The sequence below is a fragment of the Halomonas caseinilytica genome (assembly GCF_001662285.1).
Lineage (GTDB): Bacteria > Pseudomonadota > Gammaproteobacteria > Pseudomonadales > Halomonadaceae > Halomonas > Halomonas caseinilytica.
Genome location: NZ_BDEO01000007.1, coordinates 168218 through 193999, shown reverse-complemented (window position 1 = coordinate 193999; position 25782 = coordinate 168218). Strand labels below are relative to the sequence as shown.

Genomic DNA, 25782 nt, shown 5'->3' with positions numbered 1-25782 from the left:
TTCAGTGTCGAGGGGCGTCGTCGGTCGTCCGGTCTTCCGTCGGCGGCTCGAAGCGTCGCCCCGCGTGGTGCAACAACTCGAACTGGCGATCACACTCCCGGCAGGCGCTGCACATCGTCAGGTGAAAGCGTAGCGAGAAGCGCTCGCGAAGTGTCAGGGGACGATCCCGCTTCATTGACATCAGTCGGGTCGCGTCCTTGCACATCAGCATGGGTGAGTCTCCTTCAACCAGCCACTTTCGATGCAGGTGCGCAGTCTCAGTCGAGCGCGGTGCAGCATCACCCAGCAGTTGCTTTCCCGGATGCCGACTTCGCGGCAGATGTCGCGGGTGGAGAGCCCCATCAGTTCACGCAGCGAGAAGACGCGTGCGAGGTTGTCCGGCAAGCCGATCATGCAGGCATCGAAGACCTGCCAGAAGGCTTCGTTCTCGAAGGTTGCCTCGGGCTCTCCCCAGGCGCTTGGACGGGCGTGTTGCTCCCACCGCCCGTTCCGCTGGAAGAGCCGATCGACGACCTCGTCGCTGGCCTCGTTCTCCATGGGCTGCCACTGTCCGCTTTGCTGCTGGGCCCGCAGGGCGTCGAGCAGCTTGTGCTTGAGGATGCCGAACACCCAGGTTTCGTAGCCGGAGCGTCCGGAGAAGGCGTCGCTCTTTTCCATGGCGGTCACCAGGGTGTCCTGGACGGTATCCTCGGCCTGGGTCTTGTCGCGCAGATGCAGCAGGGCGAAGGACACCAGACGGGGCCGCACGGCCTCGAGGCGTCGGCGATAGCGTGTCGCATCGGCAAGGCTCTCGGTGCTGTCGTTCACGTGTCTCCCCCTGTCGCGGGTTGTCATCGGGCCGTTCGGCCTTTTCTTCCCTGCATCGACAAGGGTATATGAATCCTGTCTTCAACGCCGATGGGCTGCTTCGGTCAGCCAGGCGTTCACCAGCCAGTCCAGGGACAGGCGACCCGGGCCGCGTAGTATCAGGGTCAGCAGGCTGCCGGCCCAGAGGCCGTGGGTGATCCAGGCGTCGGGATAGACGAAGGTCTGGATCACCAGCGTCATGAACAGCAGCCCCGTGGCGGCGAGGCGGGTAGCGAGACCGCCCCACAACGCCAGTGACAGGCTGAACTCGGCAAGCGTGGCCAGATAGGCCGCCAGGGCCGGGGGAATCAGTGGCAGATCGTATTCGTTTTCGAACAGAAAGAAGGTGCTTTGCGTGATGCCGCTGGCATCCACCTTGGTCAGGGCGGAAAGGAAGAAGACGCTGCCAAGGACGACACGCATCAGCAGCAGCACAGCATCCAGGGAGCGACGATCCAGCCATGGGACCAGGTGGTGATAATAGCCCCTCAGGGGCTTGAGCAGGGGCGATGTCATGGCGTGGCCTCCTCGTGGCGGGACAACGTCAAGGCACCGAGGCCGAGCAGGGTGCCAAGCGCTTCGCCGGCTTCCTCCGGGTCGTGGCGTCGGCCGCAGTCTGTCAGGGCATCGCCGAGCGTCACTCGTGTCGCGAGCGCGTGATAGAGCGCTCCACAGGCCGGTGTGACCGACTGGATGTCAACGTTTCGGCCACGCCGCACCAACAGCCAGTGCCATCTGCCCGGCGCCCCGACGCCGGCTCTCGCTTCGCCGCGCTCCAGGGCCCGCCACAAGCCGAGCACATCGTGGCAGCCGATCAGGTGGCGGGTGGCAGGACAAGGCGAGCACGCAAGGGCACCGGGATCGGGCGAGCGGGCCAGTGCCTCGGCGTCCAGCGGCGTGGCATCGGCGGCATGGCTGACATCGAGCCGAGCGCGTTCGAGGCGGCAGATGTCGATGACATACGGGTAGTCGGCCAGCGTCGGCAGGCTGTCGAGCATGTCGGCAAAGTGGTTCCCGTAGTGGACCAGGCGGGGCTCGTCGGGAAGGTGTCGACGCACGTAGTCGCTTGCCACGGCGGTGAAGAAGCGTTCGCCCAGCAGTGTCCGGGTATGCGGAAAGGTGCTGGACAGCGCCTCGATCAGGCTTTTCCGGACGTTGTTGCGATAGACGTCGAGCCCCGGCTGCGGGCCAAGGTCGGGATCCGTGGCGTCGGGGGCGTGCAGGGCCTCGGCGAAGCGATGCTGCCAGTCGGCCAGGGAGATCGTCATGATATCTCCTCCATCGTGGTGGCCAGCGGGCGATGCGCGGGATGATGATGGCGCGCCAGGTCGACCTCCTCGAGCCAGCGGGACAAGGAGGGGAGGCGGGTGTCCCACTCGATCAGGGTCGGGACGTTCGGCAACCAGCGCGATAGCTGGGCATAGCGTTGCCATACGGCATCGCAGACGGGACTGCCGTGATCGTCGATGCGCAGCGGTGGAACGGCCTCGGTGTCGAGATGGTGGCCGGCGAGGTGGAATTCCCCCACGGCGGATAGCGGCAAGGCGTCCAGGTAGGCATCGAGGTCGCGCCCGAGGTTCTGGGCGCTGATGTAGGCGTTGTTGATGTCCAGCAACAGTCCGCAGCCGGTGCGTTCGACGAGCTCGGCAAGAAATTCCGCCTCGCCCAGCGTGTTGTCGAGATGCACGTAGAGACTGGGATTCTCGACCAGCAGCCGGCGGCCGAGCGCCTGTTGTGTCGCGTCGACGTGTCGAGTCACCACGGCCAGGCTCTCGCGCGTCAACGGCAGCGGCAGAAGGTCGTTGTAGACGTCTCCCTGGAGGCGACTCCAGGCGAGATGTTCCGAGACCAGTGGCGGGCGCAGCTCGTCGACCAGTTGGACGAGCCGGTGGAGGTGGGCGGTATCCAGCGGTTCGGCACTGCCCAGCGACAAGCCGACGCCATGCACCGAAAGCGGGTAGCGTTCGGTAATGGCGGCGAGGTCGTCGCGAAATGGACCGCCCGCACTCATGTGGTTCTCGGCATGCAGCTCCAGGAAATCGACGTCGGCGTGCCGGGACAGGAGTTCCGGAACGTGGCGGTGCTTGAGCCCGATGCCCTGGGCGCCGGTTGGCAGCGTGGTGGTATCCATCGGCATGTGAACCTCCTCTCGGCAACTACCATGGCCCGCGGATGCGGGCCATGAACCTTGTCATTCCGTGTCAGGGACGGTCGATCTCGGTCAGGCTGCCGTTACCGTGAGGTGTCTCGATGCTGGTGCAGGTGCCCTCCGGCACCAGCTTCCAGGCATTGCCCTGGTAGTCGACGGTGGACGTGCCGGCGCAGGTGGTGCCGGGGCCTGCCTTGCAATCGTTCTGGCCTGCCAGGGCAACGCCATAGCACTTCTCCATGGCCTGCTTGTCGGATTCCTCTTCGTCGGCGTAGGTGGTCGCCATGGCCCCGGCTTGGGCAATGGCGGTGGTAATGACGGCGGCCATCAGCATGGAATGTTTCATGGTCTGTCTCCGTGCGCGTTGTTGTGATGTGCCATCTCGCATTGCGTCGATACGTCGATGGACATCCTTTGGTCGAGACAGCCCTTCAGTCCTTACACACGTCATGCCGAAAATCGGCGATCAGGGGCTTTCACAGTTCGATGATCGGCCCGCCGGCCGCCTCGGCATCGGCACGATCATGGGTCACCATCAGAGTCGGCAGGCCATCCCGATGCACGCGTGCGAACACCAGGCGTCGCATCTCGTCGCGCAGGCCGGTGTCGAGCTTGGAGAAAGGCTCGTCCAGCAGCATGGCGCGGGGCCGGGCGAGCAGCACTCGCATCAGGGCGACCCGGGCGCGCTGGCCGCCCGAAAGGGTCGCCGGGTCGCGTTCGGCAAAGCCCGCCAGCCCGATGTCGTCGAGCGCCGTGGCCACTTCTTCTCGACGTTGCCGGCGCGAGCCGCCCGCCGGCATGCCGAAGGCCAGGTTGCCGCCTACGTCGAGGTGCGGAAACAGCAGCGGGTCCTGGAACAGCAGGCCGAGTCGCCGCTGCTCGGGCGGCAGACAGCCGAGGTCGGAGTCGCCCAGCAGGATGTGCCCCGAGGCCCGGAAGCCGAGCGGCAAAAAGCCGGCGACATGGGCCAGCAGGGTCGACTTGCCGACGCCGGACGGTCCCATCAGTGTGAGGACCTCGCCTGGGGCGACACTGGCCGAGACCTCGATCAGTGGGTGGCCGTCATGCGTGATGACGATCTCTTCCAGGCGCAGGGTGGCAGTGCTCATGCGGTGTCTCCGGACAGCATCTGGCGGCGATGTCGCCACCACAGTCGGGGCAGGGTCATGGCCAGAGTGAAGCCAATGGCGGGCAGGGCGAGCTGGAACAGGGCATAGACGGCGGTGAGGCGTCGATCGCCGCCGCTGGCCAGGTTCACCGCCTCGGTGGTCAGGGTCGTCAGGCGACCGCCGCCGAGCAGCACCGTGGGCAGATATTGGCCGACGCTGACGGCGAAGCCCACGGCACCGGCGACGAGGATCGGCGCGGTGAGCATGGGCAGGCGGATACGGAGAAAGACGTTGGCGGGCGAGGCGCCCAGGGAGGCGGCGACCTGGCGCCAGCGGGGATCCTGTCGTCGATAGCTTTCCGCCAGGGAGAGGAAGGTGTAGGGCAGCACGAACAGGGCATGGCCCAGCATCACCGCCGGCCAGCCGGCCGTCAGCCCGATCTGGGCTTGCCACTGCACGAGGCCCTGCAGGAAGGCCACCTGAGGGACCAGCAAGGGCAGGTAGAGAATCAGCTGAGCGCCGGCGCCCAGTGGGCGGCGACGATGTGTTTCGGCTTCCAGGCAGCCGAGGGTCAGCACCAGAGCGATGGCGGTGGCGGCCAGCCCGATGGTGACGGTGCTCGAAAGGGGATCGCCGAGGCCCGTGGCAGCCTGCTGCCAGGCATGCAGCGTCAGCGGCGCGGGCCAGGCTTCCGGGAAGGGCCAGTAACCGGCCAGCGACCAGAGGATGAGGCCTGCCAGGGCGGCGACCAGTACCCCGATGGCGAGCCAGGTCGTCAGGCTGCCAATGCCTCGCCCCAGGCGTTCGCCGCGCAGCCGGTGTCCATCGCGCAGCCAGCCGGCTGCCAGTCGCGAGACCAGGCGCTCGCCCAGCCACCAGATCAGCAGGGCGCCGGCGGTGACGCCGAGCTGCAGCAGTGCTCCCGCGGCGGCCTGGAAGCGCATCGCGAGGTCGGGATCGCCCAGCCAGCGCACCACGGCCACGGCCAGGGGTGGCGGCGTCGAGGGACCGAGAATCATGGCCACCTCGATGTTGGCGGTGGCGAAGACGATGACCGCGTAAAGGGGCAGACGAATCAGTGGGTAGAGGGCCGGCAACACGCCCTTGAGAAAGGCATTGATCCGCCCATAACCCAGCGCGCGTGCCATCATCAGGCGTTCGCCGGCGCGGCACTGGGGCAGGGCGGCTAGGCTCATCAGCAGCAGGAAGGGGATCTCCTTGAGCGTCAGCCCGAGTGCCAGGGCCAGGCCGAGCGAGTCCCCCGGAAACAGGTAGTCGGGCGGATAGACCCAGCCGCTGAGCCAGGGCGAGACCAGGCGACTGGCCAGGCCCGAGGGCGTCAGCAGAAAGGCCAGCCCGATGGCGGCGGCGGCGTGAGGCACCGCCAGCAGTGGCGACAGCAGGCGCCGTATCGCACCGAACGCGCGTGTCTCGAGAAAGGTGGCCAGGCACAGCGCCACGATGCCGAATGTCGCCAGGGCGCTGGCCAGTCCGGTGAACAGGCTCAGGCGAATCATGTCGACGAGGCCGGGCGTGTTGCCGAGCGCCTGCCAGTGGGCCAGAGTCCAGGTCTCGCCGCCCAGTGCCGGGTGCCAGCCGAAGGCCGGGGCGACGACGCCGGCCAGCCCCAGGAGTACCGGCAGGATCAGCAACGCCAGGGCAACGGTGGGCGCGGTGCGTATCGCGGTCACGAAGCTTGGCATCAGGGGCGCGCCCTATCGTCAGCTATCGCCATAACGTACTTGCCACTGTGCTTCCAGGGCCTCGACCCAGCTCGGATGGGGTTCGGGCAGGACGCGTTGCAATGCGTCGGGCGGTGGACTGGCGGGATGGCGGTCGCCCTCGAAGGCCTCGCGCTCGGCGGCCTCGAGGCGTCGCATGTCGAGGACGCTGGGATCGCCCCAGACATCGATATCCAGTTTGCGGGCCTGGGCCTCGGGCGACAGCAGGAAGTTGGCCAGCACCATGGCGCCGGCCTTGTGGCGCGCGTTGAAGGGAATCGCCACGAAATGGACATTGCCCAGGGTGCCACCTTCCAGCACATAGCTGCGAGTGCTGGGCGGCAACTGATGATCGGTCACGGCGGCGGCCGGCTCGGCCGGATTGAAGGTGAAGGCCAGCGACAGCTCGCCATCGCCCATCAGGCGCTTGAGTTCGGGGCCGCCGGAGGGAAAGTGTCGCCCCTGGCGCCAGAGATGAGGATGCAGGGCATCGAGATAGTCCCAGAGCGGTGCCATCACGGCGTCGACGTCGTGACGCGAGGCCGGTTCGGCCAGCACTGACGGTGCTTCGACCTGCGAGAGCAGTACCTGCTTGAGGAAGGTGGTGCCAAGGAAATCGGGCACCAGGGGGTAGGTGAAGCGACCGGGATGTTCGCGGGCCCAGGACAACAGCTCCGACATGTTGCGTGGCGGCGTCTCGAGCCGTTCAGCGTCGTAGTAGAAGGTCAACTGCGCCTTGCCCCAGGGCGACTCGTAGCCTTCGGTTGGCAGGGTGAAGTCGGTGAGCACCTCGGGGTTGTCGTCGGGAGCCGTCAGCGAGAAGTTCGGCAACCGGCGCGCGAAGGGGCCGAAAAGCAGGTCGCGTTCCTTCATGGCGGCGAAATTCTCGCCATTGATCCACAGCAGGTCGACGTTGCCCGCGTCGTCGTTGCCGGCGGCGCGCTCGGCCACGATCCGGGATATCGTCGTGGCGATGTCGTCCACCTTGACGTGCACGACGTCCAGGCCGTAACGCTCGTCCAGTCGTTCGGCCACCCAGCCGATGTAGAGATTGATGGCAGGATCGCCTCCCCAGGCGCTCCAGTAGACGGTCTGGCCGCGGGCCTCGCGCTCGATGGCGGACCAGGGTGCTTCCAGCAGCGATTGGGCGTCGGCGGCCAGGCTCGGGATGGGGGCGATCGAGGCGGTGGCCAGGGCGAGGGCAAGGACGAAACGGCGTGACATCGGCGGCATCCAGGTCGAAGGCATCCCCTGATGGTAACCGTTGCTACGCAAAGAAAAAGGGCGTCACCGCGACCGGGACGCCAAACGAGCCAGCATGCCAGGCATGCAGGGATGAGGCGGCCATGGGCCGCCACGAGAGAGCGGGTTGGCACGAGGGGCCCTTGCCACCGGGTGCCTGGAGATGCGCCTCAGGCCAGGCGCTGTCCCGAGACACTGGGATGAAACAATGGCTGGATGGTGTTGCCGTCCGGGTCCTTGCAGTAGAGGCTGCGTCCGCCGTCGGCATGGTCGTGAGGGCCGCGCACCACCTCGACGCCCTGCGCCACCAGATAGTCGTGCCAGGCGTCGACATCGTCGCGCTCGTCGACGACGAAGCCGAGGTGATCGAGGCGTTGCGGGTCGCCGCCGGTCTCCTGTTTGGCGCGGGCCAGGGAGAGGTTGTCGTTGCCGAGCGTCAGGTAGACCAGGTCGTCGTGGGCGCGGCGCAGGATGTTCATGCCCAGGATGTCGACGTAGAAGCGCTCGCATGCCTCGAGATCCTGAACCTGCAGGGCGATATGACGCATGCCGTTGAACGGAGCGGGGCGTTGCATGGGCTCTCCTTGTGCGCGATCAGGGTTGAAACGTATAGTGGAAAATATTTTCACATATAGCGTTGTTCCACAACCCCAAGGAGATCCTCATGTACTGCATCATCGTCCAGACGCGGCTCAAGCCCGGCACCCGGGAGCGCTTTCTCGAGGCCATGCTGCCCAATGCCGAAGCCTCGGTACGCGAGGAACCCGGCTGCCATGCCTTCGATGTGATCGAGGATCGCGACGAACCGGACCTCATTCATCTCTATGAGATCTACACTGATCAACAGGCCCTGGTGGCCCACAAGGAAACGTCCCATTACAAGGAGAGCCGTGCGGTCGTCAATGAATTGATCGCCGAGCAAAAGGTGATTCGTGCCGATGTCCTGGCGATGAATCCCCGGCGCTGAACATGCCGATGGATCGGCGGGACGTGCTAGGTTGTCTCCCGTTTCGAGGTGAGGCGCATGTACGGCGAGCCGAGACACCATCCGCGTCATCCCATCATCTGGCTGTGCCTGGCCTCCCTGCTGCTGGCGGGTGCCCTGCTGGCGTGGCAGGCCGTGGCCCAGCAGGCGGAGCGCGGGCAGGAGAGAGACTCGGCGCTGGTGATGACTCTCGAGGGCGCCATCGGACCCGCCACCAGCGACTACTTCCAGCGCGGCCTTTCCATGGCCGAGGAGGAGGGCGCCGAGCTGGTGGTGGTGCGTCTCGATACGCCGGGCGGTCTGGATGCCTCGATGCGCGACATGATCAGTGCCATGCTCGCCGCCAACGTGCCGGTGGCCTTCCATGTCGCGCCCGCCGGTGCCAGAGCCGCAAGTGCCGGCACCTACCTGCTCTATGCCAGCCATGTGGCGGCCATGGCGCCGGCGACCCACATGGGCTCGGCCACGCCGGTCCAGCTCGGAGGCGGCGGCGTGCCAGGCATTGGCGGTGAACCCGAAACGCCGGACGAGGATGAGGGCGCCGGCGATGATGCCGGTGGCGCCGAGTCGGAGGAGACGACCGACACGCCGGACGCCGCGGAGAACGGCGCCTCGGAAAAGCGTCGTGGCGAGACGGCCATGGAGCGCAAGGTGCTGGAGGATGCCGTCGCCTATATTCGCTCCCTGGCCGAGCGACACGGGCGCAATGCCGACTGGGCCGAGTCCGCGGTGCGCGAGGCGAGCAATCTCACCGCCAGGCAGGCGCTGGAGCGGAACGTCATCGATGTGGTGGCCACTGACCTCGATGATCTACTCGCCCAGGTCGACGGTCGCGAGGTGGTCATGGCCGACGGGCAGCGCACTCTCTCCACCAAGGAGCTGGCCATCCAGCGCTTCGCCCCGGACTGGCGCACCCGGCTGCTGGCGGTGATCACCAACCCCAATGTCGCCTATTTCCTGATGATCATCGGCTTCTATGGCCTGATCTTCGAACTTTCCAACCCCGGCAGCCTGGTGCCCGGTACCGTGGGCATCATCTCATTGCTGCTGGCGTTGTTCGCCTTTCAGGTGCTACCCATCAACTATGCCGGCCTGGCGTTGATCCTGGTCGGGCTGGGGCTGATCGTCGGCGAGGCGCTGATGCCCAGCTTCGGGATTCTCGGCATGGGCGGCATCGTGGCCTTCGTGATCGGATCGGTGATGCTGATGGATGCGGATACATTGAACATCTCGCTTCCCCTGATCGGCGGTGTGGCCCTGGTGGCAGCGGGCCTGATGCTGTGGGTGGTGACGCGCTTCATGGGACTGCGTCGGCGCCCCGCACGCACCGGACCGGAAGAGCTGCTGGGCAGCGAGGCCCGCGTGCTCGAGGGCTTTCGCGGCGAGGGTCATGTGCGCCTGCACGGCGAGCGATGGAATGCCCGCAGCGAGGTATTCCTCGAATCTGGCCAGGTCGTACGGGTGGTCGACATGGACGGTCTCACGGTCGTGGTCGAACCCACCGATGCCACTGCCACAGGCGTCAACGATGAGGAGAATGCGTCATGATGCTTTCCTATCTCGTGCCGGCCGTCCTGGTGCTGCTGTTGCTGGCGGCCTCGATTCGTATCCTGCCGGAGTACAAGCGCGGCGTGGTGTTCTTCCTGGGACGCTTCCAGTCCGTCAAGGGGCCGGGGCTGGTCATCGTCATCCCTGCCATCCAGAAGATGCAGGTGGTCGATCTGCGGGTGATCACCATGGATGTGCCCGAGCAGGACGTGATCTCTCAGGACAACGTCACCGTCAAGGTCAACGCGGTGCTCTATTTCCGGGTCGTGGACCCGGAGAAGGCCATCATCCAGGTAGAGCACTTCGTCAACGCCACCAGCCAGCTTGCCCAGACGACCCTGCGTTCGGTGCTGGGCAAGCACGATCTCGACGAGATGCTCTCCGAGCGCGACAAGCTCAATGACGACATTCAGGAGATCATCGATGCCTCGGCCGAGGGTTGGGGCATCAAGGTTGCCAACGTGGAGATCAAGCACGTCGACCTGGACGAGAGCATGATCCGCGCCATTGCCCGCCAGGCCGAGGCCGAACGCGAGCGGCGTGCCAAGGTGATCCATGCCGAGGGCGAACTCCAGGCCTCGAAGAAGCTGGTCGAAGCCGCCAATATCATGTCGGAGAATTCGGCCGCCCTGCAGCTGCGCTACCTGCAGACCATGAGTGACATGAGCAACAAGAACGCCTCCACCATTGTGGTGCCGTTGCCCATCGACATCATGGAAGCCTTTCAGCAGGCCAGGGGCGGAAGTGCCAAAGCGTCCGGCAAGGCGTCGACAACGGATGATACGCCCGAGTCGTGAAGGCGCCGCTGTTGCTTTCGATGGGAGGTGCTCTCACGGGGGTGGGTGCGCCTCGTGATGAACTCTGATAACATGCGCCGCTCTCGCCGGGTGGTGCAGCGATGCCGGTCGAGGCACTACCGTCAAACCAGAGCAAGGATCGAACCACCGTGATGACGCCTCTGGCAGGGCTGGCCACGCCGCCCTAGCGCTTTCCCCTCCCCAAGCCGCGAGCATGCTGTTCCGCGGTGTCATGGATATCGCTCCGATATCCCGGGTGCCCCTGCATCCGTCCTGGCGATTTTCGCCTGCTTTCGATCGATGACGACAACACCGCCAAGTTGGCTGGGCAAGGTGCGCTTGTGACACGCTCCGGCGCCCCTGTGACACGATCCTCCATTCCTGACTGGACCGTAGCATGTACGAAAAAATGAAACTGAGTTGGTTCTCCAACCTCAAGGGTGACACTCTCTCGGGCATCGTCGTTGCCCTGGCGCTGATTCCCGAGGCCATCGCCTTCTCGATCATCGCCGGTGTCGACCCCAAGGTCGGCCTCTATGCCTCCTTTGCCATCTGCGTGATCATCGCCTTCGCCGGTGGACGTTCGGGCATGATCTCGGCGGCCACCGGTGCCATGGCGCTGCTGATGGTGACGCTGGTCAAGGAACATGGTCTGCAGTACCTGCTGGCCGCCACGCTGCTCACCGGCGTGCTGCAGATCATCGCCGGGTATCTGCGCCTGGCCGACCTGATGCGCTTCGTGTCACGGTCGGTGGTCACCGGCTTCGTCAACGCCCTGGCGATCCTGATCTTCATGGCGCAGCTTCCCGAGCTCACCGATGTGACCTGGCACGTCTATGCCATGACCGCGGCGGGGCTCGGCATCATCTATCTCTTCCCTTATGTACCGGTGATCGGCAAGACGCTGCCATCACCGCTGGTCTGCATCCTGGTGCTGACCGGGGTATACCTGGCCACCGGCATGGAGATCCGTACCGTGGGCGACATGGGGGAACTGCCGGACAGCCTGCCGATATTCCTGTGGCCGGACGTGCCGCTCAACCTCGAGACGCTGGCGATCATTTTCCCCTATTCCGTGATGCTGGCCGTGGTGGGGCTGCTCGAATCGATGATGACCGCCACCATCGTCGATGAACTGACCGATACCGGCAGCAACAAGAACCGCGAGTGCAAGGGCCAGGGCATCGCCAACATCGGTGCCGGGCTGCTCGGCGGCATGGCGGGCTGCGCGATGATTGGCCAGTCGGTGATCAACATCAAGTCGGGCGGGCGTCGTCGCCTGTCGACGCTGATCGCGGGCGTCACGTTGCTGATGATGGTGGTGTTTCTCGCCGACTGGGTCTCGCAGATTCCCATGGCCGCCCTGGTGGCGGTGATGATCATGGTGTCTATCGGGACCTTCAGCTGGACCTCGATCCGGGATCTCAAGAAGCACCCGCTCTCCACCAACATCGTGATGCTGGCCACGGTGGCCGTCACGGTCAGCACCCACAACCTGGCCATCGGCGTTTTCGTCGGGGTGCTGCTGGCGGCGCTGTTCTTCGCCAACAAGGTCGGCAATATCCTCTATGTCGGCGTCGAGGATGGCGAGAGCGAGCACAGCCGGGTCTACAAGGTGGTCGGCCAAGTGTTCTTCGCTTCCTCCGAACGCTTCGCTGCGGCCTTCGATTTCAAGGAGAGTGTCGAGAAGGTCATCATTGATCTGTCCCGGGCGCACTTCTGGGATATCACCGCCGTGCAGGCACTGGATCGCGCAGTGATCAAGTTCCGCCGCGAAGGGACCGAGGTGGAGCTGATCGGCCTGAACGAGGCCAGCGCTACCATCGTCGATCGCTATGCCATCCACGACGACCCGGAAGCCGTCGAGAAGCTCATGGGCGGACACTGAGGACTTCCTGCGGCCGCCCCTGTGACGGGGTGGCTGCGATGGTGTAGAACGTGAGTAACGAGACAATACACGCCAGCTTCAGGACAGACAGATGACAGAACAGGTGATGGCCGCCATCGACGGCTCGCAATTTTCCGAGGGGGTCTGCGACTACGCGGCCTGGGCCAGCTTGGCGCTCGAGGCACCGCTGACCTTCCTGCATGTGGTGGACAACCACCCTCAGACCGCCGAGGCGGATCTTTCCGGCAATATCGGCCTTGGGTCGCGGGAACATCTCCTCGAAGAGCTTTCGCACCTGGATGAGGAGCGTGCCAAGGTCGCTCAGGAACGCGGACGGCTGATGCTCAAGGCTGCCAGCGAGCGCGCCATGGAGGATGGTGTCGCTGAACCCGCGACGCGCCAGCGCAACGGGACCCTCGTCGAGACCCTGGACGAGCTGGAAGCGGAGATACGCCTGCTGGTAATCGGCAAGCGCGGCGAGACGGCGCATCAGGCCAGTGAGCATCTCGGCTCCAACCTGGAGCGTGTGGTGCGGGGCCTGCATCGCCCGATCCTGATGGTACCGGAGGCCTTCAAGCGGCCCGAGCGGGTGATGATCGCCTTCGATGGCAGCAAGACAACCCGCAAGGGCGTGGAGATGCTGGCCAGCAGCCCACTGTTCCAGGGCATCCCGGTGCATGTGGTGATCGTCGGTGCCGAGACCGGCGACAATCGCTCCCAGCTCGACTGGGCATTGAAGACGCTGCGCGACGCCGGCCACGAGGCGGAAGGTGCCATTCGTGCCGGCGAGGTCGAGGAGACCCTGCGGGCCTACAAGGATGAGCAGGATATCGACCTGCTGGTCATGGGCGCCTACGGCCATTCGCGCATTCGCCACCTGCTGGTGGGCAGCACCACCACGGCCATGTTGCGGCGCGCCAGCCTCCCCGTACTGCTGCTGCGTTGACGGCGAGGGCCGCGTGTCAGCTGCCCCGGGCTTCCGGGGTAGCCAGCACGGGCTGGGCGATGGCCCAACCGCCGACCAGCAGGATCAGCATGCCGATCAGCACCTGAGTGAAGGACGCGCCGAGATCCAGGGCCACGCCGAGGATCGCGGGAGCAATGCCGGTGGAGAAAACCATGCAGGCGGTCAGTGTGGCGCGCAGCGTGCCCAGATGGTCGGCGCCCCAGACCCTCACCAGCAGGCTGGTGGCGATGGATTCCTGCGCCCCCATGGCAAGCCCGCCACCGACCATCAAGGCCCAGACGCCAGCGTTGCCACCGTGAAGAATGGCGATCAGCAGCGCCACTACATAGGGCAGGAGATACAGCCTCGCCATTCGCGCCGGGCCCAGGCGGTCGACCCACCGCCCCCCGAGCAGCGCACCGGGTAACTTGGCGATGCCCATGCCGGTCAGCGCCAGGGCATAGATCGCCAGGCTGCTGTTCAGGTCCTCGGTCATCCGTGCCTGATAGATGAACAGGCCCGTCATGGTGACCGGCAGAATCATCAGCAAGGGCAGCAGTTGCCAGAAGCGACGTTCGCGAAAAGGGCGGGGGCCGTCGTGGCGTCGGGTACGGTCCGGCCGCTTGCCCGGCGCCTGGGGCCAGTTGCCGCGCCACAGCAGCGGCATCCACAGCCCGGCCAGCAACAGGCAGAACAGCCACCACAGCTCGCGCCAGCCGAGCCACACCAGCAGTGCCGCGATCACCGGGGGCAGCAGGGTCTCGCCCAGCATGATGCCCATTCCCGCGAGCCCGAGGGCGCGGCCGCGCATGGTCGTGAATTCGCGTCCGGCCAGGGTATTGCCCAGATGGGACATCATGCCCTGGCCGCATAACCGCACCAGGCCAAGGCCCAGCAGCCCGATGCCCCACCAGGGCGACAGCGTCAGCAACAGCACGCCGAGCAACAGTGCGGCAAGGACGGTCAGGGCGAATCGGCGCGGCGATATCCAGTCGATGCTGGGACCGAGACGCAGCATGGCAAAGCCGGCGATCAAGGTGACGAGCGAGTAGGCGGTACCGAACTGGCCCGCGCTGAGAGCCAAGCGTTCTGAGATCGGCGCCTGGAAGAGGCCGACGAAGTAGCTCTGGCCAAGACTCGAAGAAAACAGGGCCAGAAAGGCGATGCTCAGCAGACCACGGTGGTCGCGCAGGAGGGTGCGGTACCCCATGACGTTCCTCCCTGAAACGGCGAATGCGATATCGGCAGCGAGATGGCAGGATGACAGATGTGTCCCCGATCGCCAGGCCATGCAGGATATCATTCATCGGGCGAGAGGCTGGACGCGGCATATCAGCCGGAGACGATCATGAACCACCCCGAACTGGAGATGGCGGCCGTCGAGGCGCGGCTGCATGAGCTGAGAGCCGATTTGCAGGCGCAGAGCGAGGCCAGCCAGGAGTCGCGCGACACCGTGATGCTGGACCAGACCTCGGTGGGGCGCCTTTCGCGCATGGATGCCCTGCAGGGCCAGGCCATGGCCAAGGCCGAGGAAGAGCGACGCCAGCTCTCCTTGCGCCGGATCACCGCCGCCTTCGCACGAATCGAGCGTGGTGAGTACGGCGAATGCATCGAGTGTGGCGAGTGGATCGGGGCCAAGCGTCTGACGTGGGACCCGTTGGCATTGAAGTGTATCGAATGTGCCGATTGATCTGGTGCGTCTCGCTGCTTTTTCACGATTGCCTGGGGTAACATGCCTTGTTATCCATCATTGCCAGGAGAAACGTGAATGAGTATCCAGCGCCATGACACCAAGGCACGCATGAGCCGTGCCGTCATCCACAATGACGTCGCCTACCTGTGTGGCCAGGTGGCCGGCCCCGAGGCACGCCACGGTGACATCACCGTCCAGACCGAGAGCATGCTGTCCCGCGTCGACGACTTGCTTGCCGAGATCGGCTCCGACCGCGAGCACCTGCTCACGGCCACCATCTACCTCAAGGAAGGCAGTGACTTCGCCGCCATGAACGCCGTCTGGGACGCCTGGGTGCCCGAAGGGCACGCCCCGGCGCGTACCTGCGTCTGTGCCCCGATGCCGGCCGACGAGCTGAAGGTGGAGATCACCGTCACTGCCTTGGTGAAGGGCAAGCAGTGAGGTATCGCTGCGCTCCGGCGGCAGCAGGCCACTCCCTCAACGCTTGTGACATGAAGCGGCGCCTCCCGGGACTATACACCTAATCCATGCCCGGCACGTCCAACGGTGCTTCCTTCGGTCTGAACCGTCGCGACAGCGCATCCACGGCGATATTGAGCGCGGCGGTCACCAGCAGCAGGAAGAAGGCGATGTCGAACATCAGGTACTGGAAGTTCTCGTCGATGTAATAGCCCAGGGTGGCCACGCCCAGCATGCCCAGTATCGCCGTCTCGCGCAGGATCACTTCGGCGCGGTAGTAGAGCAGCGCCAGCAGGCTCGGGTAGAGGCGTGGAAGCAGCTCGTAGGCCAGGCGGCCCGAGACGGGCAGGTTGGGCATGCCGGGTGTCAGGCTGTCGGCATGGCGGGCGATGAGAAAGGCGATCAGCGCGCCGTTGTGCAGGGCGAGCGCCAGCCAGGCCGGAAGCATCGAGGGGCCCAGCAGTAGCAGGAAGATGAACGCCAGCATCAGCTCCGGGGTGGAGCGCAGCACAACCAGCAGCCCGCTGCCCGCCAGGCGCGAGACGCTATTGCCGAAGTGACGGCTGGCCAGGGGCCACATGGCGAGGGCCACCAGCAGACTACCTACCGTGCCCAGCAGGCCGAGCAGCAGGGTGTTGCCGATGGCCGGGGCCAGATCGGGAATTCGCGTCAACCAGCTGGCGAGTCCCGGCCAGTCCCATTCGAGCAGTGGCCGCGGCCAGATGTCCTGGCTGACGAAGCGCCACAGCAAGGCGCCATCCACCGAGGGCCAGGGGCCGAGCAGAAAGGCGCCGCCGATGGCCAGCACCGGCAACAGCCGCCGGTGGCTCCACCAGGGCAAGCTGGCGATCAGCAGATAGAATAGCCAGAGCAGGGCGCCAGCCTCGTGGTAGCGACCTTCACGAAAGGCCGTCTCGAGCTGGAATCCAAGGGTCGGCAGGCCGACGAAGCCCAGCAGCACACTGGCACGCAGGCCACATTCGAAGCGGTAGCGGGTATAGGCGACCAGTCGCGGCCAGGCCAGCGGCAACTCGGTGTAGACGAAGCGCACGAGCCGGCTGCCTCCGGGAGGCAAGGCATCGACGGGTGCCCCGGGCGTCTGTTCGAGGATCTCGGCATAGACCTTGGCGAAGATGCCGGCATAGGGAATGGCCAGGGCGGCCAGGGCCGTCAGGGCCGAGAGCCCGAATACCTGCAGGAACAGCAGGGCCCAGAACAGTTCATGGATGGCGCGCAGGAAGGCGCAGCCTGAGCGGATCAACCGGGATCTATGGAAGAGCAACGCCAGGGGAAAGCCGAGCACCACGCCGGCCAGGGTTCCCCAGAGGGCAACCGATATGGTCAGTCCCAGGGCATGAAAGGGCGATTCCACGGCGCCCCAGGCCGGCCAGGCAAGCCCCTGGGCCATTCGGGCGAGTTCCGCCCATGGGTCCCGGGTGACGATCGACAGGTCCGCCAGGGGCAGCAGAAGCAGCGCCAGCGCCACCAGTGTCAGGGTGTGGCGGGCCAGTCGGGGCCCCAGGGCGTCGCCGGTGAACCACAAGGGGCGAGCGGGTGGCGTCACGGTCACGCTTGCCCCCGATAACAGGGCAGTGGACGGGGCTGTGATGCCGCCGCCAGCGTGTCGGAGGCGGCGCTTGCCCCGGCATCGGGGTAGAGAGCGTCGAGGTCGTCGAGCGTCAACTCGGCGGTGGTGGCGTCGAGCACCAGGTGGCCATCCCGCAGTCCCCAGACCCGGTCGAAATGCGACAGTGCCAGCTCGCGCTGATGCAGGGCGACGACGCAGGTGTCGTGCTGTGCATCGATCAGCGACAACAGGCGCAGCGCCTGGTGGGGATCGACGCTGGCCACCGGCTCGTCGCCGAGGAACAGGCGGCGCCGCTGGTAAAGGGCGCGGCCGATGGCGGTACGCTGGCGCTGTCCGCCGGACAGTTGCCCCACCGGACGCCGCATCAGCTCATCGATGCCGAGTTGCCCGCAGAGTTCGGCGATTTCCCGCCAAGGCCCACGCAAGGGGCGCACCAGGTTCCACAGGTTGGCCAGGGCCGAATGCTCGGCCAGACGCCCCATGTAGATGTTGTGGTACACCGCCAGCCCCGGTACCAGGCCGTGGTGCTGAGGGCACCAGGCGACGTCATCGCCCAGCCGGGCGCGCAGGGCCGCCAGCAGCGTCGACTTGCCGGCGCCGCTGGGACCGAGCAGGGCGACGCGCTCGCCAGGATGCAGCACCAGGCTCAGGCGTGGCAGCACCACCCGGTCTCCGTGACCGAGGTCGGCGCCTTCCAGGGCCAGTAGCGGGGCATGGCGTTCCGACATGTCAGCGCAGCAGGCCGAGCGATTCCGCCACCTGCTCGATGGGCGCGTACATGGCGTTGTCGGCCGGGATGAAGGCCGAGCGCGGGAAACTCTGCAGCAGCTCGGGGTCGTCCATCGCCAGAAGGGCATCGCGAACCCGGTTGCCGAAGCCCTCGCCGAAACGTTCGTCGGCATCGCCGCGCAGGGTCCACTGGTAGTCAGGGTAACTGGGGGTCGACCAGATCACCCCGACCTTGTCGGTATCGACGCGGTCATCCTCGACGGCCGCCTCCCAGACGGCGTAGTTGACCGCGCCGAGCTCGTAGGTGCCGGACTCGACGAGGGCGATGGTGCGCGAATGGTCGCCGGAGAAGCCGACCCGCGAGAAGATCGCTTCGGGCGGCTCGTCGAAGCGCTGGCGCAGGAAGTGCTCCGGCATCAGCCGGCCGGACGTCGAGGTCTTCGAGCCAAAGGTGAAGCTCAGGTCGCGAATGTCGCTCGGCAGCTCGTCGGTGGCTTCCAGGCCGGTGGAGCGGTGGGCGATGAAGTAGCTCTTGAACTCGGCGTCCTCCTTGCCCTGGGCGAGCGCCCGGGAATCCGGGACGAGGCGGCGGGCCTGAACGCCGGAGAGGCCGCCGAACCAGGCGAGCTGCACCTGATCGTTGCGAAAGGCCGTGACCGCGGCGCCGTAGGATTTCACCGGCACGTACTCCACCTCGACGTCCAGTTGCGCCTCGAGATAGTCGGCGACCTTCGAGAAACGCTCGATCAGACGCGACTGGTCCTCGTCGGGAATGGCGGTGAAGCGGAAGGTCTCGTTGGCCTGAACCCCTTGGGCGAGCAGGGCCAGGGCGGCGGCAGTCGCGGCGATCCAGCGCATCGGCGGTCTCCTGATGGGAAAGAGGCCGCCATTGTTGTGGCTCGCCGGCGACTTGGCAAGCGGCGCCCCATCAGCGAGAAGCCGGGTAGCGGGTTTCCTTCAGGCTGTCCTTGATCTTCTTCAGGTGGGGCAGGAAGTCCTCGCCGCGCCTCAGGGTGACGCCGGTGGCCATGACGTCGATCAGCGCCAGCTGGATCATGCGCGAGGTCATCGGCATGTAGTGGTCGGTGTCTTCCGGGGCGCTCACGGCGAGGATTTCGGTACACTGGTCGGCCAGCGGTGAGTTCGGGTCGGTGATGCCCAGCACGATGGCACCGTTGTTGCGGGCCTGGGCCGCAATGTCGACCAGCTCGCGGGTGCGGCCGGTGTAGGAGAGCACGACCACGACATCGCCGGTATGACAGGCGGCGGCGACCATGCGTTGCATCAGGACATCGATATAGGCCGAGACGGGGATGTTGAAGCGGAAGAACTTGTGCTGGGCATCCTGGGCCACGGCCCCCGAGGCGCCGAGGCCGAAGAAGTGCAACTGCTTGGCCTGGGTGAGATAGTCGACGACGCGCTCGACGCGAGCCGAATCGGTTTCGCGTCTCGCCAGGTCGAGCGCGGCGATGGTGGCGCCGAAAATCTTGCTGGTATAACCCTCGGCACTGTCGCCGGGCTCCACAGCCTGGCTGACGTAAGGGGTGCCGCCAGCGAGGCTCTGTGCCAGCTTGATCTTGAAGTCGGGATAGCCCTTGGCATCGAAGCTGCGGCAGAACCGGTTGACCGTGGGCTCGCTGACCGAGGCGGCGTGCGCCAGACTGGCAATGCTCATGCTGGTGGCGGAGCCTGGATCGGCGAGGATGACGTCGGCGACCTTGCGCTCGGAGCGGTTGAGTTCGTCGAGTCGGCGGCGGATGCGGTCCAGCAGATCGTGACTGACCATGGGCAAGGTTGTCTCCATGATGGCGGGCCAATGCCCTGACTTGAGGAAGCACTGCACGAATGCCTCCGCGTCCATGTCTGACACCGCTCGGCGATCTATGCAGTACTTTCCAGGTGGTGATTTAACTACATGATGGTCGGTATCCTAGCGCGGGAGCCTCAGGGGAGGCCATAGTCAGTGGCGGGGCGTTCACTGAGCGTTTTGCCTTTAGTAGTAAATTTACAGAATATTTTGGTGATTGGCGCTCGCTTGCGCTAATATTTTGGTAAGTTAACCAGATGGGGGCGGACATGAGTCAAGACACGCGGTCCCGGTCGGCGCGGTCCTCCGATGCCGTCGGAACGGAGGTCGATTTCGTGCTGTTCGGCGCGCTGGGCGACCTGTCGCAGCGCAAGCTGTACCCCGCGCTGTATCAGCTCGACCGGGAAAACCTCCTGGCCAAGGGCACGCGGCTGCTCGGTGCGGGACGACAGGAGGTGGACCTCGAGGGCTTCAGGTCTCGCGTGGAGGCGGCGCTCAAGGAGTACGTCGATGCCGAGGAGCTGGATCGCTCGGTGCTCAAGCGCTTTCTGGCCCGGCTCGATTATCGCTGTGTGGACGCTACCCAGCCCGAAGGTTATGCCGGCATCCGCGAATGGCGACAGGATGCGGGCGAGCGCCCCATGGTCGTCTACCTGGCGGTGGGCGCCAGCCTCTATGGCGATATCTGCCGCTATCTCCAGGAAAGTGGCAGTCTTGACGAGCACAGCCGCGTGGTGGTCGAGAAACCCATCGGCTATGACCTCGAGTCCTCTGCCGAGATCAATGACGCCATCGGTGCGGTCTTCCCCGAATCGCGCATCTATCGCATCGATCACTACCTGGGCAAGGAGACCGTCCAGAACCTGATCGCCCTGCGTTTTGCCAATCCGCTGTTCGGCACCCAGTGGAACCAGAACCATATCTCGCACGTGGAAATCACCGTGGCCGAGAAGGTCGGCATCGAAGGGCGCTGGGGATATTTCGATCAGGCTGGCCAACTGCGCGACATGGTGCAGAATCATCTGCTGCAGCTGGTCTGCCTCATTGCCATGGATCCGCCCGCGAACCTCGATGCCGACGCCATTCGCGACGAGAAGGTCAAGGTGCTCAAGGCGCTCAAGCCGTTCACCGACGACATGCTCGGTCGAGACGTGGTGCGTGGCCAGTATATCGCCGGCACCAGCGATGGCGTTCGCGTGCCGGGGTATCTCGAGGAGCCCGACGCCAATACCGAGAGCCACACCGAGACCTTCGTGGCGATGAAGACCGAGGTGGCCAACTGGCGCTGGGCCGGCGTGCCCTTCTATCTGCGTACCGGCAAGCGCATGCCCGAGAAGCTCTCGCAGATCGTCATTCACTTCCGCCAGCAGCCGCATTACATCTTCGACCCCGATCAGCGTGCCCTGGCCGCCAACAAGCTGGTGATCCGTCTGCAGCCGGATGAAGGAATCGCCCTGCAGGTACTGACCAAGGATAGCGGCCTGGACAAGGGCATGCGGCTGCGCCCGGGGCCGCTGCACCTGGATTTCCATAGTGCCTTTGCCAAGACGCGGATTCCCGATGCCTATGAGCGTCTACTGCTGGAAGTGATGAAGGGACAGCAATACCTGTTCGTGCGTCGCGACGAGGTCGAGCATGCCTGGCAGTGGTGCGACAGCCTGATCAATGCCTGGCAGTCGCGAGAGGAATTGCCGCGACGCTATCCTGCCGGCTCCTGGGGGCCGGTGGCCTCGATCGCCATGATCACCCAGGATGGTCGTAGCTGGTATGAGGATTACTGATATGACACGCGATCAGGCGCCACGCGAGCGACTCTCGCTACAGCTTGCCGAAGCCGTGGCCGAGGCGCTGAGAACCGATCTGGCGCAGCGGGAGCGAGTGCTGCTGGTGGTGTCCGGCGGTTCGACGCCGGTCCCTTTTCTGCGCGCCCTGTCGGAGATGCCGCTGCCCTGGTCTCGCGTCGAGGTGACCCTGGCCGACGAACGCTGGGTGGCCGAGAGCGATGACGACAGCAATGCGCGGTTGGTACGCGAGCATCTCCTGCGCAGCGAAGCGCACCGGGCGTGCTTCGTGCCCCTGACCAGCGATGCCGCCACGCCCGAGGAGGGCGCGGCCGAGGTGGCCGAACGTGTCGGTGGCCTGGCATGGCCGGCCAGTGCCGTGGTGCTGGGCATGGGCGGCGACGGTCATACCGCCTCGCTGTTTCCGGACAGTCGCGAGCTGGATCTGGCGCTTTCCACCACCGAGCCTGTGGTGGCGGTGCGCACTCCCAGCCAGCCGCAACCGCGTATCAGTCTGAGTGCCGATAGGCTGCATCAGGCGTATCGACACTTCCTGCACATCACCGGCGAGGCGAAGCGCGATGTTCTGGGCAAAGCGCTCGCTGGCGATGACACCCGGGCGCTGCCGATTCGTGCCTTCCTGGCCAGCCCGCTGGGTATCTACTGGGCCCCTTGAGTCAACCCGTCACCGGCCCCGCATCACGGAGAATTACATGACCATCGATAAGCAACTGCCATCCACGCGGACCACCGAACTCGACAGCATCTGCCTCAAGGCCGAGGTGATTCCGGTGCTGGCTATCCGGCGCGTGGAAGATGCCGTACCGCTGGCGACAGCCCTGGTCGAAGGGGGGCTAAGCGTGCTCGAGGTCACCCTGCGCACCGACTGTGCCCTGGAAGCCACGCAACGCATCAAGGAGGCGCTTCCCCAGGCCAGCGTCGGCATCGGCACCGTGCTGACGCCCGCGCAGTATCGTCAGGCCGAGCAGGTTGGCGCCGACTTCGTGGTGACGCCGGGGACCACCGAGGCGTTGTATCGCCACGGCGTGAGCAGCCCGGTCCCGATGTTGCCCGGTGTGGCCACCGTGTCCGAACTGATGATCGGCTGGCAGTTCGGCTATCGCCGCTTCAAGTTCTTCCCCGCCGAGGCCAGTGGCGGCGTCAAGGCGCTCAAGGCATTTGCAGGGCCGATTCCCGAGGCGCGCTTCTGCCCCACCGGAGGGATCACCCTGGAGAACGCTGATGACTACCTGGCGCTCAAGAACGTGATGTGCGTGGGCGGCTCCTGGCTGACGCCGGCACCGCTGGTCGAGGCCGAGGACTGGAACAGCATCCGTGAACTGGCCAAGGAAGCGGCCCAACGTTTTCACCACTGAGCCATGCTCGGTGGTTACCTGCTCTCTCTCGGCAGCCTGATGCTGTCTTTTTCTCGCCGGCCCACAGGGCCGGCTTTTTTTTTTGCTCATGGCGCGGCGATCAACTCGAGACTCGGGGCCGATGGGCCTTGGAAGGAGCGAGGCCAGATGCTGGCCTTCGAGCCGGCTGGCTCAATCGAGGTCGTTGCGGGTCGGCAGGGCCGAGTAGGCGCCGGGGCGGGCCACCGCATGGGCGCCGCAGCGGCAGGCGAACGCCAGGGCGTCCTCCAGCAGGGCGGTGTCGCGATGCCAGTCGTCGTGGTAGTGCTCGGCGAGCCGGGTCAGCAGGCCGCCGATGAAGGCGTCGCCGCCGGCCGTGGTATCCACTGCCTGGACCGGCGGCGGGGCGAGGCGCATTTCGGTGTCCCGTTGCCTGAGGCGTGCCTCGCCGGGCCCGTCGGTGATGACGATGACCTTGACGCCGGCCGCCAGCCGTTCGGCCAGCCAGTCGTCTTCGGGGTGTTCGGCTCGCAGATAATTGAGCTCATCGGTGGAAAGCTTGAGCAGGTCGGCGCTATCCAGGAGCCGAGTGACCAGGCTGATCTCCGCCTCGCCGCTTGCCCAGAGATTGTGACGCAGGTTGGCATCGACGCTGACCAGGCAGTCGGCACGTCGGGCCATGCTGGCCATGGCCAGGGTGGTGTCGGCGATGGTCGGCTCGGTCAGGCTGTTGCTGCACAGGTGGAGCAGGGCAGGCTCGCCAAAGATCCCGGCGGGAAGGTGGTCGAGGCGATACAGCAGGTCGGCGGCGGGCGGACGATAGAAATCGAAGGTGCGCTCGCCGTCGGCATCGCGCGAGACGAAGGCCAGTGCCGTGCGTGCCTCGCGGGTACGGCGCACGCCGGAGACATCGACGCCGTGGGCGGCCAGTTCACGGGCCAGGAAGTCGCCGAAGTAATCCTCGCCGAGCATGCCGAGGAATTGGCTCGGCAGGCCGAGGCGGGCGCAGGCCACGGCGACGTTGGCCGGAGCGCCGCCGGCGTAGGGCGTGAAGGTCTCCGGCCCCTCGTGGGCATCGCCCAGTCGGCTGGAAAGCATGTCGACCAGGGCCTCGCCGAAGGCGATCAGTCGGTGCATCGGACGCATCCCTCTTGGTTGTGGTTGTTGGTGGCGAGTGTCTGACGATCCTGCGGCCTAGGGCGAAGGCCGGCGCGGTCAGCTCGCTCGTGACAGGGTCGTGCCCAGCAGGTGCTGGGCACCGGGCACCAGCCAGACCGGATCGAGCCGGGTGTTGGCCGATTCGACGCACAAAAAGCGCCGTGCGGCCGCCAGCGAGGTATCGGCGGGTGGTGTGTCGCCCGGATTCCATACCACCACGGAGTCGCTGCCCTGGCGGGCGATGCGCAGGCGCCGCTGGCCGTCGTCGAGCCATGTCTCCGCGTTGCTGTGGTAGATACGGTCGATGCCGCTGCGCACGCCGAGTTCGCCTTGCTGCTCGCTCTCGGCGAAGTCTTGGAGCTTGTCGAGGTAGCGGGCGCCTGCCAGGCCTTCGACACGGCAGGCGAAGGCATCGTCTACCGCCAGATAGCTGTGCAGGGCGCCGGTGATCTTCACCGGTGTCTCGCCGGTGTGTTCGGTGATCAGTTCGACATGCAGGCGCTGGGCGTTGGCCTGGATCACTGCACGAGGCATGAGTTGGCTGTGCAGGCGTTCGAGCGGGCTGAGGTGCAGCTCCACGCCTTCCTCGTGCTCGTCCACGGCGTCGAGGCGCCAGTCAGCCTTGCGTGCGGGGCCGTGCATGGGTCCCGAGCGGTCGGAGGACTCGTCGGCGGTGTGTTCGTCGGCGAACCAGGGCCAGCACAACGGAATGCCGCCGCGGATCGCGCCGGGTCGCTCCTGAGGCGTTGGGGTGACCCACAACCAGCCGCCGGGCACCAGGGCGTCTTCGCGCTGGTCCGGGCTTGAGGTGGTGGCGTGTGCTTGCGTGGCTTCGGGCGCCCAAGGCTGATAGTGCAGGACCTGGGCCCCTTGAAGCGAAACGGCGAGTTCACCCCAGGCCTCGTTGGCCAGCCAGACCTCGCGACCGGCCCATTCGGCGCGGCGTTGACCCTGGGTGGCGTCCAGCAGGGCGCGCAGCGTTTCGGGAATCATTCGACCTCCTCGAGGGTCATTCGACCTCTGGATTGTGCAGGGCCTCGGCGGCGCCCAGCAGGCCCGTCCAGGGGGCGGTTACCACATGCACCGGGATATCCGCGGTGTAGTCGCTCATCCGGCCTTTGGCGGCGAAGGCTTCCAGAAAGCGGCTATCCGGCAACCAGTCCAGCAGGCGTGGCAAGATGCCGCCACACAGGTAGACACCGCCACGTGCTCCGATGGTGAGCGCGGCATCGCCGCTGACGTCGCCGAGGATCTTCAGGAAACGCAGCAGGGTATCACGTGCCACGGGGTCGTCGCGCCTGGCCGCTTCCGTGACCTCGGCAGGGGCCTGGTAGCGCGGATGGGCACCCTTCAGCGAGCAGTGGGCGGCATACAGGTCCAGCAGCCCCTGGCCGCAGAGCAGGCGTTCCACCGAGATCCGGCCATAGCGGTTGCGGAAGTAGCGCAGCAGGTTCTGCTCACGCTCGTCGGTGGGGGCGAAGGTCACGTGACCGCCTTCGGTAGGCAGCGGGATCCAGGCTTGGCGGCCGGGGAAGACCCCGGCCACGCCGAGCCCGGTGCCGGGACCGATAACCAGCCGTGTGGCGTGTGGCGCCGTCGTGCCTTCCTGCAGGGTCACCAGTTCGTCGTCATCGACGTGGGGAACCCCCAGTGCCTGGGCCATGAAGTCGTTGATGACCTTGAACAGGTCGAGGTTCAGGGCTTCGCGAACTGCTGTCTTGGTGAAGTCCCAGTGGTTGTTGGTCATCACCACCCGTTCGCCGTGGACCGGGCAGGCGAAGGCCAGGCAGGCCTCGCGGGGCGCGAGGTCTCCGGTGGCGCCGACGCGGTTCAGGTAGTCGCGCGCTGCCTCGACGACGCCGGGGTAGTCGGCGCAGGGCAGGCTCTGGATGTCGTGGGGCGCAAAGGCGCCCGGCGTGACCAACGCGAAGCGGGCGTTGGTGCCGCCGATGTCGCCGATAAGTGCGGGTCGGGTCATCGT

Annotated in this window: 28 protein-coding genes; 10 read left to right on the top strand and 18 right to left on the bottom strand. The window is 65.9% G+C overall.

Features of this window, described 5'->3' with window-relative positions; genetic code table 11:
* Position 1 precedes the first annotated feature (1 nt).
* The 10 genes from HSDC_RS08625 to HSDC_RS08580 form a co-directional block, all read right to left on the bottom strand.
* Entirely contained in the window at positions 2-211 is a 210-nt protein-coding gene (locus HSDC_RS08625; RefSeq protein ID WP_064699527.1) for a zf-HC2 domain-containing protein, read from the bottom strand.
* Positions 205-807 (bottom strand): sigma-70 family RNA polymerase sigma factor, encoded by a 603-nt coding sequence (locus tag HSDC_RS08620; protein ID WP_064699526.1) that lies wholly within the window; start codon positions 805-807, stop codon positions 205-207. Before HSDC_RS08620 ends, HSDC_RS08625 begins: the two co-directional genes overlap by 7 nt.
* A gap of 81 nt (positions 808-888) precedes the next feature.
* The gene (locus tag HSDC_RS08615) at positions 889-1362 is read right to left on the bottom strand and encodes a DoxX family protein (RefSeq protein WP_082920001.1); all 474 of its coding nucleotides are present in this window, start codon (positions 1360-1362) and stop codon (positions 889-891) included.
* Positions 1359-2114, bottom strand: coding sequence for an HvfC/BufC N-terminal domain-containing protein (locus HSDC_RS08610; RefSeq protein WP_064699525.1), 756 nt, complete (start codon positions 2112-2114; stop codon positions 1359-1361). Before HSDC_RS08610 ends, HSDC_RS08615 begins: the two co-directional genes overlap by 4 nt.
* Positions 2111-2983, bottom strand: a complete 873-nt coding sequence (gene bufB / locus HSDC_RS08605) for an MNIO family bufferin maturase (protein ID WP_064699524.1) — start codon at positions 2981-2983, stop codon at positions 2111-2113. The genes HSDC_RS08610 and bufB overlap by 4 nt, the downstream gene beginning before the upstream one ends.
* 64 nt (positions 2984-3047) lie before the next feature.
* The gene (locus HSDC_RS08600; RefSeq protein ID WP_064699523.1) at positions 3048-3341 is read right to left on the bottom strand and encodes a BufA1 family periplasmic bufferin-type metallophore; all 294 of its coding nucleotides are present in this window, start codon (positions 3339-3341) and stop codon (positions 3048-3050) included.
* A 130-nt stretch (positions 3342-3471) separates the two neighbouring features.
* Complete coding sequence (locus HSDC_RS08595) at positions 3472-4104, bottom strand: ATP-binding cassette domain-containing protein (protein ID WP_064699522.1); 633 nt, start codon at positions 4102-4104, stop codon at positions 3472-3474.
* A complete protein-coding gene (locus tag HSDC_RS08590; protein ID WP_064699521.1) occupies positions 4101-5807 on the bottom strand; it encodes an ABC transporter permease in 1707 nt (568 codons plus the stop codon). Before HSDC_RS08590 ends, HSDC_RS08595 begins: the two co-directional genes overlap by 4 nt.
* A gap of 18 nt (positions 5808-5825) precedes the next feature.
* A complete protein-coding gene (locus HSDC_RS08585) occupies positions 5826-7049 on the bottom strand; it encodes an ABC transporter substrate-binding protein (protein ID WP_064699520.1) in 1224 nt (407 codons plus the stop codon).
* Between the two features lie 188 nt (positions 7050-7237).
* On the bottom strand, positions 7238-7642 hold the full coding sequence (locus HSDC_RS08580; RefSeq protein ID WP_064699519.1) for a VOC family protein: 405 nt from the start codon (positions 7640-7642) through the stop codon (positions 7238-7240).
* 89 nt (positions 7643-7731) lie between these two features.
* Here HSDC_RS08580 and HSDC_RS08575 point away from each other — a divergent pair, with 89 nt between their 5' ends.
* The 5 genes from HSDC_RS08575 (at position 7732) to HSDC_RS08555 (ending at position 13231) form a co-directional block, all read left to right on the top strand.
* Positions 7732-8034: a putative quinol monooxygenase gene (locus HSDC_RS08575; RefSeq protein ID WP_064699518.1), complete on the top strand. Its 303-nt coding sequence runs from the start codon at positions 7732-7734 to the stop codon at positions 8032-8034.
* A 57-nt stretch (positions 8035-8091) separates the two neighbouring features.
* A complete protein-coding gene (locus HSDC_RS08570) occupies positions 8092-9600 on the top strand; it encodes an NfeD family protein (protein ID WP_064699517.1) in 1509 nt (502 codons plus the stop codon).
* Complete coding sequence (locus HSDC_RS08565; RefSeq protein WP_064699516.1) at positions 9597-10397, top strand: slipin family protein; 801 nt, start codon at positions 9597-9599, stop codon at positions 10395-10397. The genes HSDC_RS08570 and HSDC_RS08565 overlap by 4 nt, the downstream gene beginning before the upstream one ends.
* Positions 10398-10794: 397 nt before the next feature.
* Positions 10795-12285, top strand: coding sequence for a SulP family inorganic anion transporter (locus tag HSDC_RS08560; RefSeq protein WP_064699515.1), 1491 nt, complete (start codon positions 10795-10797; stop codon positions 12283-12285).
* A 91-nt stretch (positions 12286-12376) separates the two neighbouring features.
* Positions 12377-13231: a universal stress protein gene (locus HSDC_RS08555; RefSeq protein WP_064699514.1), complete on the top strand. Its 855-nt coding sequence runs from the start codon at positions 12377-12379 to the stop codon at positions 13229-13231.
* 16 nt (positions 13232-13247) lie between these two features.
* Here the strand turns inward: HSDC_RS08555 and HSDC_RS08550 are convergent, their stop codons facing one another.
* Entirely contained in the window at positions 13248-14441 is a 1194-nt protein-coding gene (locus tag HSDC_RS08550; RefSeq protein WP_064699513.1) for an MFS transporter, read from the bottom strand.
* A gap of 138 nt (positions 14442-14579) precedes the next feature.
* Here HSDC_RS08550 and HSDC_RS08545 point away from each other — a divergent pair, with 138 nt between their 5' ends.
* Together HSDC_RS08545 and HSDC_RS08540 are read left to right on the top strand one after the other, a co-directional pair.
* Positions 14580-14921 (top strand): TraR/DksA family transcriptional regulator, encoded by a 342-nt coding sequence (locus tag HSDC_RS08545; RefSeq protein WP_064699512.1) that lies wholly within the window; start codon positions 14580-14582, stop codon positions 14919-14921.
* Positions 14922-14999: 78 nt separating this feature from the next.
* Positions 15000-15365: a RidA family protein gene (locus tag HSDC_RS08540; RefSeq protein ID WP_064699511.1), complete on the top strand. Its 366-nt coding sequence runs from the start codon at positions 15000-15002 to the stop codon at positions 15363-15365.
* Positions 15366-15444: 79 nt separating this feature from the next.
* On the opposite strand, the gene HSDC_RS08535 is transcribed toward HSDC_RS08540, so the two are convergent.
* The 4 genes from HSDC_RS08535 to hexR form a co-directional block, all read right to left on the bottom strand.
* A complete protein-coding gene (locus HSDC_RS08535) occupies positions 15445-16953 on the bottom strand; it encodes a PhnE/PtxC family ABC transporter permease (protein WP_244534435.1) in 1509 nt (502 codons plus the stop codon).
* On the bottom strand, positions 16950-17699 hold the full coding sequence (locus tag HSDC_RS08530; protein WP_064699510.1) for an ATP-binding cassette domain-containing protein: 750 nt from the start codon (positions 17697-17699) through the stop codon (positions 16950-16952). Before HSDC_RS08530 ends, HSDC_RS08535 begins: the two co-directional genes overlap by 4 nt.
* Position 17700: 1 nt before the next feature.
* A complete protein-coding gene (locus HSDC_RS08525; protein ID WP_064699509.1) occupies positions 17701-18558 on the bottom strand; it encodes a putative selenate ABC transporter substrate-binding protein in 858 nt (285 codons plus the stop codon).
* A 70-nt stretch (positions 18559-18628) separates the two neighbouring features.
* Complete coding sequence (gene hexR / locus HSDC_RS08520; RefSeq protein WP_064699776.1) at positions 18629-19486, bottom strand: transcriptional regulator HexR; 858 nt, start codon at positions 19484-19486, stop codon at positions 18629-18631.
* Between the two features lie 290 nt (positions 19487-19776).
* Between hexR and zwf the strand changes: the two genes are divergently transcribed.
* From zwf to HSDC_RS08505, 3 genes are read left to right on the top strand one after another with little or no spacing between them, the layout of a single operon-like run.
* Positions 19777-21288: a glucose-6-phosphate dehydrogenase gene (zwf, locus tag HSDC_RS08515; protein WP_064699508.1), complete on the top strand. Its 1512-nt coding sequence runs from the start codon at positions 19777-19779 to the stop codon at positions 21286-21288.
* Position 21289: 1 nt separating this feature from the next.
* A complete protein-coding gene (pgl, locus tag HSDC_RS08510) occupies positions 21290-21964 on the top strand; it encodes a 6-phosphogluconolactonase (RefSeq protein ID WP_064699507.1) in 675 nt (224 codons plus the stop codon).
* A 37-nt stretch (positions 21965-22001) separates the two neighbouring features.
* Positions 22002-22664, top strand: a complete 663-nt coding sequence (locus tag HSDC_RS08505; RefSeq protein ID WP_064699506.1) for a bifunctional 4-hydroxy-2-oxoglutarate aldolase/2-dehydro-3-deoxy-phosphogluconate aldolase — start codon at positions 22002-22004, stop codon at positions 22662-22664.
* Positions 22665-22835: 171 nt separating this feature from the next.
* Here the strand turns inward: HSDC_RS08505 and HSDC_RS08500 are convergent, their stop codons facing one another.
* The 3 genes from HSDC_RS08500 to glk form a co-directional block, all read right to left on the bottom strand.
* On the bottom strand, positions 22836-23780 hold the full coding sequence (locus tag HSDC_RS08500; RefSeq protein WP_064699505.1) for a carbohydrate kinase family protein: 945 nt from the start codon (positions 23778-23780) through the stop codon (positions 22836-22838).
* A 78-nt stretch (positions 23781-23858) separates the two neighbouring features.
* A complete protein-coding gene (locus tag HSDC_RS08495) occupies positions 23859-24794 on the bottom strand; it encodes a D-hexose-6-phosphate mutarotase (RefSeq protein ID WP_064699504.1) in 936 nt (311 codons plus the stop codon).
* A 16-nt stretch (positions 24795-24810) separates the two neighbouring features.
* A complete protein-coding gene (gene glk, locus HSDC_RS08490; protein WP_064699503.1) occupies positions 24811-25779 on the bottom strand; it encodes a glucokinase in 969 nt (322 codons plus the stop codon).
* Positions 25780-25782 lie beyond the last annotated feature (3 nt).

What these genes read in the sequence shown, in the direction of transcription:
- HSDC_RS08625 (WP_064699527.1), bottom strand. Translation starts at nt 211, where the DNA reads ATGCTGATGTGCAAGGACGCGACCCGACTGATGTCAATGAAGCGGGAT.
- HSDC_RS08615 (WP_082920001.1), bottom strand. Translation starts at nt 1,362, where the DNA reads ATGACATCGCCCCTGCTCAAGCCCCTGAGGGGCTATTATCACCACCTG.
- HSDC_RS08610 (WP_064699525.1), bottom strand. Translation starts at nt 2,114, where the DNA reads ATGACGATCTCCCTGGCCGACTGGCAGCATCGCTTCGCCGAGGCCCTG.
- bufB (WP_064699524.1), bottom strand. Translation starts at nt 2,983, where the DNA reads ATGCCGATGGATACCACCACGCTGCCAACCGGCGCCCAGGGCATCGGG.
- HSDC_RS08600 (WP_064699523.1), bottom strand. Translation starts at nt 3,341, where the DNA reads ATGAAACATTCCATGCTGATGGCCGCCGTCATTACCACCGCCATTGCC.
- HSDC_RS08595 (WP_064699522.1), bottom strand. Translation starts at nt 4,104, where the DNA reads ATGAGCACTGCCACCCTGCGCCTGGAAGAGATCGTCATCACGCATGAC.
- HSDC_RS08590 (WP_064699521.1), bottom strand. Translation starts at nt 5,807, where the DNA reads ATGCCAAGCTTCGTGACCGCGATACGCACCGCGCCCACCGTTGCCCTG.
- HSDC_RS08585 (WP_064699520.1), bottom strand. Translation starts at nt 7,049, where the DNA reads ATGTCACGCCGTTTCGTCCTTGCCCTCGCCCTGGCCACCGCCTCGATC.
- HSDC_RS08580 (WP_064699519.1), bottom strand. Translation starts at nt 7,642, where the DNA reads ATGCAACGCCCCGCTCCGTTCAACGGCATGCGTCATATCGCCCTGCAG.
- HSDC_RS08575 (WP_064699518.1), top strand. Translation starts at nt 7,732, where the DNA reads ATGTACTGCATCATCGTCCAGACGCGGCTCAAGCCCGGCACCCGGGAG.
- HSDC_RS08570 (WP_064699517.1), top strand. Translation starts at nt 8,092, where the DNA reads ATGTACGGCGAGCCGAGACACCATCCGCGTCATCCCATCATCTGGCTG.
- HSDC_RS08565 (WP_064699516.1), top strand. Translation starts at nt 9,597, where the DNA reads ATGATGCTTTCCTATCTCGTGCCGGCCGTCCTGGTGCTGCTGTTGCTG.
- HSDC_RS08560 (WP_064699515.1), top strand. Translation starts at nt 10,795, where the DNA reads ATGTACGAAAAAATGAAACTGAGTTGGTTCTCCAACCTCAAGGGTGAC.
- HSDC_RS08555 (WP_064699514.1), top strand. Translation starts at nt 12,377, where the DNA reads ATGACAGAACAGGTGATGGCCGCCATCGACGGCTCGCAATTTTCCGAG.
- HSDC_RS08550 (WP_064699513.1), bottom strand. Translation starts at nt 14,441, where the DNA reads ATGGGGTACCGCACCCTCCTGCGCGACCACCGTGGTCTGCTGAGCATC.
- HSDC_RS08545 (WP_064699512.1), top strand. Translation starts at nt 14,580, where the DNA reads ATGAACCACCCCGAACTGGAGATGGCGGCCGTCGAGGCGCGGCTGCAT.
- HSDC_RS08540 (WP_064699511.1), top strand. Translation starts at nt 15,000, where the DNA reads ATGAGTATCCAGCGCCATGACACCAAGGCACGCATGAGCCGTGCCGTC.
- HSDC_RS08530 (WP_064699510.1), bottom strand. Translation starts at nt 17,699, where the DNA reads ATGTCGGAACGCCATGCCCCGCTACTGGCCCTGGAAGGCGCCGACCTC.
- HSDC_RS08525 (WP_064699509.1), bottom strand. Translation starts at nt 18,558, where the DNA reads ATGCGCTGGATCGCCGCGACTGCCGCCGCCCTGGCCCTGCTCGCCCAA.
- hexR (WP_064699776.1), bottom strand. Translation starts at nt 19,486, where the DNA reads ATGGTCAGTCACGATCTGCTGGACCGCATCCGCCGCCGACTCGACGAA.
- zwf (WP_064699508.1), top strand. Translation starts at nt 19,777, where the DNA reads ATGAGTCAAGACACGCGGTCCCGGTCGGCGCGGTCCTCCGATGCCGTC.
- pgl (WP_064699507.1), top strand. Translation starts at nt 21,290, where the DNA reads ATGACACGCGATCAGGCGCCACGCGAGCGACTCTCGCTACAGCTTGCC.
- HSDC_RS08505 (WP_064699506.1), top strand. Translation starts at nt 22,002, where the DNA reads ATGACCATCGATAAGCAACTGCCATCCACGCGGACCACCGAACTCGAC.
- HSDC_RS08500 (WP_064699505.1), bottom strand. Translation starts at nt 23,780, where the DNA reads ATGCACCGACTGATCGCCTTCGGCGAGGCCCTGGTCGACATGCTTTCC.
- HSDC_RS08495 (WP_064699504.1), bottom strand. Translation starts at nt 24,794, where the DNA reads ATGATTCCCGAAACGCTGCGCGCCCTGCTGGACGCCACCCAGGGTCAA.
- glk (WP_064699503.1), bottom strand. Translation starts at nt 25,779, where the DNA reads ATGACCCGACCCGCACTTATCGGCGACATCGGCGGCACCAACGCCCGC.